We start from the raw sequence: 11,361 nt of genomic DNA on the forward strand, positions 1-11,361 counted from the left end.
CAGTTGACTGTTGACTGTTGACTGTTGACTGTTGGCTATTGGCTGTGGTCAGGAGTCGGAAATAAGCATGATAAATTCTGCCTTCTGCATTGATTGCGATCGCCTAATAATTATTGATATTCGATCGCAATTTTTTGCAATTGTTCTCGATTAACTTTGCCTTGAGAATTTCGCGGCAATTGTTCGACGCTTACCCAATATTTGGGCTGCTTAAACTTGCTCAACTTATCTTCTATTGCCGCTTGCAGATTTTTGACAGTAACTTCGGAATTAGCGGGAACGTAGATAGCCGTAACGACTTGACCCCAATCTTTGTCTGGCAAACCAATTACAGCAATATCCGCGACTAAATTAGTCGATCGCACAACGGCTTCGACTTCCGCCGGAAATACATTTTCTCCGCCTGTGATAATTTTGTCGCTGCTGCGTCCGACGACATTTAAGTAGCTATTTTTATCAAAAAATCCCAAATCATCTAATTGGAAGTATTGGCGATCGCCAAATTGTTCAGGATAATAACCCAACGCCAAAGATTTAGCATTGACCACAATATTCCCGATTTGATTATCGCACAAAATATCGCCATTGGCACTGCGAATAGTTAGTTTAGCGTGCGGTAAAATTTGACCGGAACTGTTATTACCCGCGAGAAAATCTTCGGGTTTTAGTGTAGCAATTTGCGAGGCAGTTTCGGTCATGCCGTAACTTGGCGCTAATTTGATTTGATAGTTTCTAGCTGTTTCTAAAAGTTCCGGCCAAGCGGGAGCACCACCCAAAAGTACGGCACGAAACCGTCCCAGCCAATTAGCTTTATCTGGGTTTTGCAGCAGCCGTTGCAGTTGAGTGGGAACTAAAGAAATGAAAAATTCTTCTGGTTCGAGGTCGCATATTTTACCATTTTCTAATTCTTTAAATGGCTGAATAGCCAGTTTTCCTCCGGTAGTAAAGGAACGCATGAATTGCATTAAACCGCTGACGTGGTATAATGGCAAAACGCAGAAAGAGTTGATTTTGTCAACTTTAAAATATTGTTCAAAACCTTGCACTGATGCTGTTAGCGTTTCCCAAGTGTGGATGGCAAAACGAATTTTTCCTGAAGAACCGCCGGTGGGAATCATGATCGTATCAAAACCGTTTTTAGTCGGCGAATGGAATTCGGGCGAATGGAATTCGCGGCTATACAAACGAAGTCCGCCTTCGCGGACTGGGATATGGGGATTTTTAGGAAGCGGGTATTGTCCTAAAAATATGTCTGGTTGGACTAAATCAAAGACTTGTTGCCATTCTGGTTTTACCCAGTTGGGATTGCACAGGAAAATCGGGCATTTGGCGGCGCGGGCGGCGATGAAACTGGCCAGAAATTGCACTGGTTCTGGTTCGGCGAGGCAAATTTTTGGGGGTGTTTTTTGTGCGGGATTCTGGGTGATTTCTTGAAATAGCCGATCGACAATTCGGGCAAATTCGCGACTGTCACAACCGATCAGCCAATTATCGGGCAAGCGATCCGCGAGATCCAGGATATTTACTGTGAGATTTGTTGCCATAGATGCTTTCACCAAATTTCTTGATTCAAAACAATTACCTAACCCGCTTGATTGAGTCGTGGAAGTAATCTAAAATCTAAAATCTAAAATCTAAAATCGAATGATTGTCATCGAACCAGGCCTCGGTGCCGAAGCCCAGTGCTCTATTATTTAAAGACAATTGTGTTGCTAAATTTAATGCTGCTTGTCTGCCGATTTCGGTTTCAAATACTGATGAGAAAACAGCGTCTATATTGTGAGTTTGACAAAATTTTCGCAGTTGGGATGGGGAACCAGCAATCGCAGGTTTAATGACGAAAATTCCCCGCCAGCCTTGGCTGTAGCACTCTTGGATGCGATCGAGGTTGGCAGCAGATTCATCAAGGGCGATCGGAGTTGCATAAATAGCATTCAATTCTACCATTTCCTGAAACTGTGTTACGGGCAGCGGCTGTTCCAAAAATTCAATGTCTGCAGAAAAATCGGGAGTTGCATTTACCTTGTCGCAAGCTTCCAGCCATGTTGTAGCCTGCGAGTAACTGAGTCCCCCGTTGGCATCTAACCGCAAAAATGCCGATTCTCGATCGCACAAATTGTGCATTGCTTGGATTAGCTGCTGAAAAATCTTTAATTCTTGTTCAATTGCAGCAACACCAATTTTCCATTTAAACGTGCGATATCCCTCTAACCAAAGCACTTGCAAAGCCTGCAAAGCTGTTTCACCTGCTGGCAATAAACCGCTGAACCGATTTTGCATTTTCTCCCCCTTTTGGGAAAGGTGAGTTAAATTTCCGCTTTTCTCCCCCCCTTGGCAAGGGGGGGCTGGGGGGGGTGAACTTTTCTCGTTTGATAGTGCTGACTCAAAGCCAAATTGACAAGCAGGCAATTCACCGGAAATAGCAAAAATCATCTCTGATGAAATATTACCTGGCAACTGGTGACAAAAATCTAAAGCTTGCTCAAAACTTTCGGAACCAAACCAACTCAAAGGAGCAATTTCTCCCCAACCAATTTGATTATTTTCATCCACAAGTCGCAGGATAATTCCTTCACGAATATCCCAAATGCCATGACTTGTTTGCAGTGGACGCTTAAATTTTCGCTGATAAGTGCGAAACTCGAATTGATAAAGCATTGGTTTTTTAGTTAATCATAAAATTGTCTCACAACTGATCCAAACTTATCAATATTTTCAAAATGGATGTTGTGGCCAGCTTTTGGTACAATTTCTAGACTGGCGGCTGGACACAATTTGGCAATTTCGGTATTTATCGTTGTAAATTTATCATCATATTCTCCCGCTAGCAAGAGGATGGGGATTTGATTTTGTGCCAATTTTCCCCAGAGAGAGGGCTGGTTGCCTGTTCCCATGTTGCGGAGTGATTTGGCTAATTCTAAGGGATTGTTTGCTAAGCGGGTTTCTATGAGTTTGTCGAAGTGGGGAGAGTTTTTTAAAGATTTGAATAAAGGGCGATCGTACCAGTTGAATAAAAAATCTTTAAGGTTGCTATTTTCCAGCTTTTGTGCTAACTGTAAATCGGCTTGCAGGCGGTGCGATCGCTCTTTTTCTGTTTTCAATCCCGGAGAAGCTGACTCTAACACTACTTTCTCGAATTTTTCAGGAAAATGTAATGTCATGTAAAGTGCCAATCGCCCGCCCATTGAATAGCCCAACAACAAACATTTGTCTATTTGTAAATCATCTAATAACTGTATCAATGCTTGGGCTGTATTTGGCATATTGTAGCAACTTTCGTCGCCACTGACTCTAGTATTTCCGTGGCCGGGAAGGTCAACTGCTAGACAGCAATAAGTTTTAGAAAGTAAGGAAATGATGGGATTAAATTCTTGACAATCGCACGTGAATCCGTGGAGAAATAAAATTAATTTATGATTTTTATGACCACTTAGTGAATAGTGAAAGTGATGATTTTTTTTAAATTCATCCATATACAATTATTAGTATAATTGCCGTATTTACTGAAATCTAATTTCCGCATCGCCAACAGAGATGACTGCCTGAAAACGAGTGAGAAAGTCCATACCAAGAAGACCATCTATACGAAGATTTGGCGGTATATCGTGGGCAAATACGTCAAAATTTTCTATTAGTTGACCCACGCAATTAAACCAAGATACATTAATTACAGGAACATAGATTCTTCCTTGACCTGTAACTAATTCTTGCCTGCGTAAAGGATTGCGCGTATCGTAACCCAGATTTTGTAATACTTGAACTGGCAATATTGTGAAGCTAGATCCCGTATCGACCAATAAACGCACCCGCACAAAATCGCCCCCTTCTCTACTGCCAACAGTTGCTTGCACGGCTAGCAAATTTTGTCCATAACGCAACAAACGGTAAACTTTCTGATAAGCTGGCATTTTCGTTACAACATCACTGCTATGTTATCAGGTATCGAGCCAGTATACTCTATTGCGACAGATTTTCCATTCCTTAATGAAAGCTTACTGTAAATTTCATCGCGTTCTGTTGCATGGGCTAAAACTTCACCTCGAATCACGTTTAATTCTTCATCTAATTCAGGATTGACGATGAGTACCCACTCATCAGGATATAGGCTAAAAATTTTTTCTAAACTCATAATTTGACCGATTTCTGTTTGCTTACTCATGCTTGGATTCTCCTTTTTTACGATTCAATGTGAGGGATGGATTGCTAAATTAAAGAAAATTTTGAGAAGTCACCCAACTCTGCCAACTCCACCAACTCCCTCAGCTTAGCAAACCATACCTCCATTTTACCGAAATTCTCGATCGCCCGATCTACAAAACAAACCCCAACGCCAGCAGCAATCCGCTCGAAAAATGCAGCGTGACTGCGATAAACTTAGAGTTGCTAACCTTTGCCGGTTGGTCGTGATAGTCTGTGACATGGCGGCAAAGGTCGATCGCAAATGGCAAACTCCCAAAAATTAACAACGTCCAAATTGGAAACATTCCCAAAGCCACAAATAGCACAGTCAAAGCATAAACGCTGCCGCATAACCACTGCAACAACTGGGCACCTTTTTTCGTACCGAGTCGAACAATCGGCGATTTTTTGCCGGCAGCCAAATCGTCATCAACTTGGTGAAAGTGAGAACAAAATAAGATGATACTCGTAGTAATTCCCACGATTGCCGACGCTGCAAAATTAGTGGCAGACCAAGTTTGAGTTTGACTGTAATAAGCAGCGGCTAAGGCTAGCGGCCCAAAGGTGAAAAAGCAGATGATTTCGCCCAAACCCTGATAGCCAAGACGAAAAGGAGGCCCTTGATAAGTGTAGCCCAGAACACAGCATAAAACTACTAGCAAAATTACTGTTGGGTCTTTTTGCCACCAGCTTATGGCGCAGATTCCCGACACCCCAACTGCTAAAAACAGATTAGCCAGCCCGAAAATTAAAGCTTTATTTCCCGTTAAATTAACTAGAGAATGCGCTTTGTTTTTATCGATCCCTGTTTCTGAGTCAAATACATCATTGCTGAGATTCAGCCATGCTATAATCAAAATGGCTGACATTAAAAATGTCGAAAAAATTGACGAATTAATCGTTTGAGTTTCGGCAAAAGCAATTGCAGTTCCTACAGAAATAGGAATCACCGCAACGCTGTACATGGGCGGCTTGATTGCCGCCAGCCACAATTTACTATTTGGACGTTCAATTAACTTTGTTGTCATTACACAAACTTGATTCAATTGATAGCAGCGTAGTAATTTTACAATTTTATTGGTGAAGAAAGTCTACTCTGTATCAGGTTGAGTGCGCGGGGGGCATCCGTTGAGAGGCTTTGCGGGCGATCAAAAGCCTGAAGTAGCCCGTCTGCAAACCTTTGTAGGCGCGATCGCATGAGAGTCGAGATTGAGTCGCTCAATCTTAAAGTTTTATGTCTAAATGTTTCGATTGATCGCGCGTTGGCGTTAGCGAAGCGATCCGAAGGAAAGCCCTCGAAGAGGATCGTCTGTTTTTTGCCCCAAGCGAGCCCAAACTTTCCGGGAAACTCGAAAGGTCATGTTTTGCGATCGCCCTCCCGTGCTTAGATCGAAATAGGGGTTCTAGCGGGACAAAACCGCACTCTTTCTGACAAATCTGCTATTCTCGCTTTCATGACAGTAATACCGCACCGCGCTAATCTTTTACAAGACCGCAATCAACTGCATCAGTTTCTGTTAGATTGCCAGCAGTCTTTAACGGAAAAAGATCAAACAAAGATAGTTAGTATTTCTCAGGAGATTGCCCCCGTCGATCCGCTAGTTGTACTTCAAGAGATTTCCGAACCATGCCAGCGGCACTTTTACTTTGAAAAAAGAGACCCGATTTCAGGCAATAGTTTTGCCATCGCCGCCCTAGATTCGGCAATCCATCTAACAGTAGCCGGAAGCGATCGATTTGCCGTCGCTCAAAACTTTATTCAATCTTGTCTTGCCCGAACAATTACCATCGGTACAGAACGCTTGCCCTTCAGCGGGCCGCACTTTTTTTGTAGCTTTGCTTTTTTCGATGAGAATGTCGCCACCAATTCTTACTTTCCCCCTGGCACGCTATTTTTACCAAAATGGCAGATTACTCGCCTGAAGGATAGCTGCATCATTGTGGCAAATGCCATCATCAACCGAGACATAAATGTTAAATTTATTACGGATAATATTTGGCAAAATTTTGATAAAATTGCGTCTCCCCCTTACAAAAAAATAACTTCTCTTAGAAACAGCTCGATATTTTTAAAACAAATCCCTGTGAACGATGCCACTCACTTTAAAACATCAGTCAAATCGGCTTTAAAATTGATTGAGTCTAAATATTTCAGTAAGATTGTTTTGTCCCAAGCAATAAATGTCATTTCCCAAACCCCTTTCAGTTTAATAGATTCCTTAAATAACTTGCGCCTTACTTATCCCGGTTGCTACGTATTTTCCACCAGTAACGGCCAAGGTCAAAATTTTATCGGTGCCAGTCCAGAACGCTTAATCAGCATTCACAAAAATGAATTAGTAACAGATGCTTTAGCTGGTTCGGCACCGAGGGGGAAAAATGAAGCGGAAGATGCGAATTTAGGCAAAGGTTTACTCAACAGCGAAAAGGATATTCGAGAACATCGAGTTGTAATTGATTTTATAGTCGATCGCCTGTCGAGTCTCGGTATCAATCCCGACTTTTCCCCGGTTCCCAGGCTGCTGCAACTGTCAAACATTCAGCATTTGTGGACACCCATAAGGGCTAGAATTCCCCGTGATATTCATTTATTAAAGATTTTATCCCAACTGCATCCAACGCCAGCGGTGGCCGGCGTACCGAGAGATATTGCCCTACAGCAAATTCGCGGCTGCGAAAGCTGCGATCGCTCTTTGTACGCAGCACCCCTCGGCTGGATCGATCGCACCGGCAACGGCGAATTTGCCGTGGGCATTCGATCGGCTTTAATCGATGGCGATCGGGCTATACTTTATGCTGGTGCTGGTATTGTGGCGGGATCGGAACCCGAAAAAGAACTAGCAGAAATTCAGCTCAAATTGCAGGCACTTTTAAATGCTTTAGTTTAATTCAGCTAATTTGCAGAATGTAGAGTTGTCTGGCTAATTGATTGAGTCTGTGTTAATGTTTAATCTTCACCTCCTCAAAATGTTCTACTATGGGAAAAGGATCGTAAAAATGGTGAAGCATTCTTTTCCACTCTTGATATTGAGCGGAATTCCTAAATCTAATTGTATGAGCTTCTAAATTTTCCCATCTAACCAATAATAGATATTTTCCTTGAACTTCTGTGCAGCGATGAAGTTCGTGAGATAAATATCCATCTATAGACGCTATCAGACTGGAGGCTTCTCTAAAAGCTATCTCAAAATCACTCTCACAGCCAGATTTGACATTAAGCACAACCGCCTCAAGAATCATAAAAATGTATCCTGACAATTATTTTGGTATAATATCGTAGCACAATACAGAGTTGAGCTACTCAGGTTTAGCAATGCCAATAGATTTTCGCAACACAAATACCGTCTGGGCTTCCGTATTAGCAGAAACTTTGCAGTGGTTGGGATTAACTACCGCCGTGATTTGTCCCGGTTCGCGATCGGCACCGCTAACAATAGCCTTTGCTCAAAACAAAAAAATAGAAACTATTCCCATACTCGACGAACGTTCTGCCAGTTTTTTTGCATTAGGAATTGCCAAAAAATCCTCTTTGCCAACAGCACTAATTTGTACGTCGGGAACCGCAGCAGCCAACTTTTATCCTGCGATAATAGAAGCCAGAGAAAGTCGAATTCCGCTGCTAATATTCACCGCAGATCGACCTCCCGAACTGCGGGACTGTCACGCCGGACAAGCGATCGACCAAGTGAAAATATACGGCAATTATCCCAACTGGCAAGCCGAATTAGCTATACCTTCTGCGTCCAGAGGAATGCTAGACTATCTGCGCCAGACGATCGTGTATGCTTGGGAGCGATCGATCTTTCCAACACCAGGTCCCGTCCACCTCAACATCCCCTTTCGCGACCCGCTTGTACCCGTTCCAGACATAGCCGTAGAAGCTTTAGAAACAGAATTTAATCCCGAAGATTTCTTTGCAGGATTAGAACCCATTTTCGGAGGAGAAAGCTCTACCCCCCCCAGCCCCCCCTTTTTAAGGGGGGGAGAAGAAAGTACAATGCAACAATGGCAAAAGTGCAGCAAAGGGATAATTATTGCAGGCGTTGCACAGCCTCAATTTGCCGAAAAATACTGTAGTGCGATCGCCCAAATTTCCAAATCCTTAAACTGGCCAGTTTTAGCAGAAGGACTATCCCCAGTCAGAAACTACGCCCAACTAAACCCCCATCTAATTTCCACCTACGATTTAATCCTGCGAAACCGCGAACTAGCAGATAAATTAACCCCAGAAATCGCCATTCAAATCGGAGACTTACCCACAAGCAAAGAACTCCGAAACTGGCTGGATAAAACCCAACCCAAACGCTACATAATCGACCCCAGCCACCACAATTTCGATCCCTTACACGGCAAAACAATTCACCTGCGAACCTCCCCTGAAAATCTCGCAACTAATCTCGCAACTACATTAACTCTTGTCCCCCCCCTTATTAAGGGGGGGTTAGGGGGGGATCGAGCCCCTGCTACCACTGCTATTTCCCCTCAAATCCCCCCCCTAAACAAGGACGAATCAACTCCAGTCCCCCCCCTTAATAAGGGGGGGTTAGGGGGGGTTCAAACCTCTCCATCAAACGAATACCTCCAACTTTGGCGCCACACCGAAATCCAAGTCAGAGAAACAATAGACCAAAAAATATCAGCAATTAACAACATAATCGAACCCAAAGTTTCCTGGCTGCTTTCCCAAATTTTGCCACCGGGAACACCGATATTTATTGCCAACAGTATGCCCGTCCGAGATGTCGAGTTTTTCTGGAAGCCGAACAACTTAGAAATAAAACCGTTTTTCAATCGTGGCGCTAACGGTATAGACGGCACATTATCAACAGCTTTGGGAGTTGCTCACCGCAATCAAAGCAGCATCATGCTAACAGGCGATTTAGCACTTTTGCACGATACGAACGGTTTTTTAATAAAAAATAAATTTGTCGGTCATCTGACAATCATATTAATTAATAACAACGGTGGCGGAATTTTTGAAATGTTGCCAGTTGCCAAATTTGACCCGCCCTTTGAAGAGTTTTTTGCCACGCCGCAGCAGATAAATTTTGCTCAGTTGTGTGCAACTTACCGCGTGGAACACGAGGTAATTGAGGATTGGGAACAGTTCAAAGAAAAATTAAATTTGCTGCCAAATAGCGGGATTCGCGTCTTAGAATTGCAAACAGACAGGCGCGCCGATGCTAAATGGCGGCAAGATAATTTAGGTAAATTTGCCAAAAATTTGTAAATTTGTAGGTTGAGCAGGTGGAACGAAACCCAACCTACATTAATTTAAACGGCTGGTTGAGCTAGCAGCGAATCTAACTCTCCATCTGCATCGAGTTTGTGAATGTCATCGCAGCCGCCTACGTGTTGGTTATTAATGAAAATTTGGGGCACGCTGCGGCGTCCGTTAGCGCGATCGGCCATTGCTTTTCTAGCGGCTTCGTCGCCATCAATTTTGTATTCCGTGAAATTTACGCCTTTCCACCACAGCAAAGTTTTGGCGCGGATGCAGTAGGGACAGGTTTGCCAAGTATAGATTTCAACATTGGCTTTGATGCGATCGGGCTTGCGGCCCAAGATGGGATTGAGAAAATCAAGCATTTTTAGTACGGGGGTAAGGGTGGAACTCATTTAGAAATCATACCCAATGTATAAATTCCGCTGGTATGGGCGCATCTGCCAGAGGTGGGTTTTAAGCTGTCGGGCGATCGCCCTGTGACCCAAGTCACAACTTTACTCTACTCGGATCACTGGCTTTCACCCCTGACAATCACATTCGCGGCCTCATTAATATCACCGATCTTTTGAGGAAACCAGAAGATGATAAATATATCGAATTCAACCGCACTGCCATGCACCCCGTACAACTCCTCCCCGGCGCTATCTCTGAAATCCTCGCTGCTGTAACCGATACAGGCGTTTTGACTCTGGCGGATCGCTACGGTTTGATGGCCGCCACCTTCGACGACTCTCTGAATGATGAAGACAGAGGCTGTGTCAACCGCTTGTTGCGGGCGGTGCTCAGAGGCCGAGTCCAAGTAGTCAACGAACTTTCAGCAGCATTCTAATCGGGATTTGAAGTTTTGTTCTGAAGGCAAGGTGAGTCAGCGGTAGATAAAAATAGTGGAAACTCAGGCAGGAGTGGAAACAGCAGTAATTTGAATTCGATTTAAAGTTTTCTCCTCTAACTCAACAACGGTTTTTTTGTCAAAGCAGCCTTTACCGGCTGCTTTTTTTTTGATTTAATCGCGGATTTCCAGGTTGTACTGGCGGCAGAGGGCGATCAGTTTTTGTTGGAATCGATCGCGCACTGACTCTGGGGCAACAATCGCGCAATCTTCCCAGTAAGGAGAGATTTCGCGAAAAAACCAGAAGGTATTTGAGATATTCCGAATCACTCGCTTGATAGGCGGCTCCCCTTCTGGTTCGCGGACTTCCTCATCTTCCTGCTTGCGCCTGTAGTTAAAGGCAAGTCTGCCGGATAAATGAAATTCTACGGGAATCCGGGCTAAATCTGGCAGCCAAGGTTGATCGACCGAAATCACCGCAGCATCTTCAATGCGATCAAGCAGCAGCGTCCAGTTGTGTTCTAGTCCCGGTACGTCTTGATTACCCTCAGATTCTTCGCAGCGACACATTAAATACTGTCGCTTTTCAATAGGGACAATCCGAGCGTGTAAAACTGTGTAACTCCAAAGGCGATCGGCTGCATCTCGATAGGAAAGGCGAAATGGTTGCTGTCTGTGGATAAAATTATCGATTTTTTGCCGCCAAGTAGGTAATGGGTTGCTCAAAAACCGATCAATTTCAGCCCGGAAAGGGAGAGTCAGTTCGCTGCGATCGCTCAACAATTGGGCAATTGCCAGCGCTTCATCAATTTTGCCCAAGTCAAGCAATTGCTGTCGGGCGATGTCTAGGGCTTGGATGCGGGTTTCGGGCCAGTCGTGGTTGGGGGCGATCGTCAGTTGGCGGCGGGCGATCGCTTCTATCAGTTTGGATATGTTCGGGCGATCGCCCCACGTCTTCCCGAATTCTTGGGCCAAGGCTTCCAACTCAGTTTTATCTCGTTCAGAAACCGATAGGGTGATCGATTGACCTTTGCGACTCATAAATGTACGGACACTTTATCTTGATACAGGGTTGATTATCTCTATTGTCGGTGTCAATATGGGGAATATCTACTTTCTACGGACA

At 44.0% G+C, this 11,361-nt stretch carries 12 protein-coding genes; 3 read left to right on the forward strand and 9 right to left on the reverse strand.

The features are described from left to right. Window positions 1–110: 110 nt before the first annotated feature. The 6 genes from QUA04_RS09380 to menA form a co-directional block, all read right to left on the reverse strand. Window positions 111–1,544 carry a 2-succinylbenzoate--CoA ligase gene (locus QUA04_RS09380; RefSeq protein ID WP_333255942.1) on the reverse strand — a complete coding sequence of 478 codons (1,434 nt, stop codon included), beginning with the start codon at window positions 1,542–1,544 and terminating at the stop codon, window positions 111–113. Window positions 1,545–1,620: 76 nt separating this feature from the next. Beyond that, window positions 1,621–2,658: an o-succinylbenzoate synthase gene (locus tag QUA04_RS09385; RefSeq protein WP_333255944.1), complete on the reverse strand. Its 1,038-nt coding sequence runs from the start codon at window positions 2,656–2,658 to the stop codon at window positions 1,621–1,623. Between the two features lie 11 nt (window positions 2,659–2,669). Further along, window positions 2,670–3,473 (reverse strand): 2-succinyl-6-hydroxy-2,4-cyclohexadiene-1-carboxylate synthase, encoded by an 804-nt coding sequence (gene menH / locus QUA04_RS09390; protein ID WP_333255946.1) that lies wholly within the window; start codon window positions 3,471–3,473, stop codon window positions 2,670–2,672. Between the two features lie 27 nt (window positions 3,474–3,500). Then, window positions 3,501–3,908, reverse strand: a complete 408-nt coding sequence (locus tag QUA04_RS09395; RefSeq protein WP_333255948.1) for a retropepsin-like aspartic protease — start codon at window positions 3,906–3,908, stop codon at window positions 3,501–3,503. A gap of 5 nt (window positions 3,909–3,913) precedes the next feature. After that, window positions 3,914–4,159: a hypothetical protein gene (locus QUA04_RS09400; RefSeq protein ID WP_333255950.1), complete on the reverse strand. Its 246-nt coding sequence runs from the start codon at window positions 4,157–4,159 to the stop codon at window positions 3,914–3,916. A 151-nt stretch (window positions 4,160–4,310) separates the two neighbouring features. Beyond that, window positions 4,311–5,207: a 2-carboxy-1,4-naphthoquinone phytyltransferase gene (gene menA / locus QUA04_RS09405; protein ID WP_333255952.1), complete on the reverse strand. Its 897-nt coding sequence runs from the start codon at window positions 5,205–5,207 to the stop codon at window positions 4,311–4,313. A 426-nt stretch (window positions 5,208–5,633) separates the two neighbouring features. Between menA and QUA04_RS09410 the strand changes: the two genes are divergently transcribed. Further along, window positions 5,634–7,067: an isochorismate synthase gene (locus QUA04_RS09410; protein WP_333255954.1), complete on the forward strand. Its 1,434-nt coding sequence runs from the start codon at window positions 5,634–5,636 to the stop codon at window positions 7,065–7,067. 52 nt (window positions 7,068–7,119) lie between these two features. Here QUA04_RS09410 and QUA04_RS09415 read toward each other — a convergent pair whose 3' ends face one another. Beyond that, window positions 7,120–7,419 (reverse strand): antibiotic biosynthesis monooxygenase, encoded by a 300-nt coding sequence (locus QUA04_RS09415; RefSeq protein WP_333255956.1) that lies wholly within the window; start codon window positions 7,417–7,419, stop codon window positions 7,120–7,122. 73 nt (window positions 7,420–7,492) lie between these two features. On the opposite strand from QUA04_RS09415, the gene menD reads away from it, so the two are divergent. Continuing rightward, window positions 7,493–9,409 (forward strand): 2-succinyl-5-enolpyruvyl-6-hydroxy-3-cyclohexene-1-carboxylic-acid synthase, encoded by a 1,917-nt coding sequence (menD, locus tag QUA04_RS09420; RefSeq protein ID WP_333255958.1) that lies wholly within the window; start codon window positions 7,493–7,495, stop codon window positions 9,407–9,409. 44 nt (window positions 9,410–9,453) lie between these two features. Here menD and grxC read toward each other — a convergent pair whose 3' ends face one another. Beyond that, on the reverse strand, window positions 9,454–9,768 hold the full coding sequence (gene grxC, locus QUA04_RS09425; protein ID WP_333100208.1) for a glutaredoxin 3: 315 nt from the start codon (window positions 9,766–9,768) through the stop codon (window positions 9,454–9,456). A gap of 251 nt (window positions 9,769–10,019) precedes the next feature. On the opposite strand from grxC, the gene QUA04_RS09430 reads away from it, so the two are divergent. Continuing rightward, the gene (locus tag QUA04_RS09430) at window positions 10,020–10,235 is read left to right on the forward strand and encodes a hypothetical protein (protein WP_333255983.1); all 216 of its coding nucleotides are present in this window, start codon (window positions 10,020–10,022) and stop codon (window positions 10,233–10,235) included. 174 nt (window positions 10,236–10,409) lie between these two features. On the opposite strand, the gene QUA04_RS09435 is transcribed toward QUA04_RS09430, so the two are convergent. After that, window positions 10,410–11,276 carry a WYL domain-containing protein gene (locus QUA04_RS09435; protein ID WP_333255960.1) on the reverse strand — a complete coding sequence of 289 codons (867 nt, stop codon included), beginning with the start codon at window positions 11,274–11,276 and terminating at the stop codon, window positions 10,410–10,412. Window positions 11,277–11,361: the final 85 nt, after the last annotated feature.

The sequence above is a fragment of the Microcoleus sp. S13_C5 genome, assembly GCF_036700845.1.
GTDB lineage: Bacteria > Cyanobacteriota > Cyanobacteriia > Cyanobacteriales > Microcoleaceae > Microcoleus.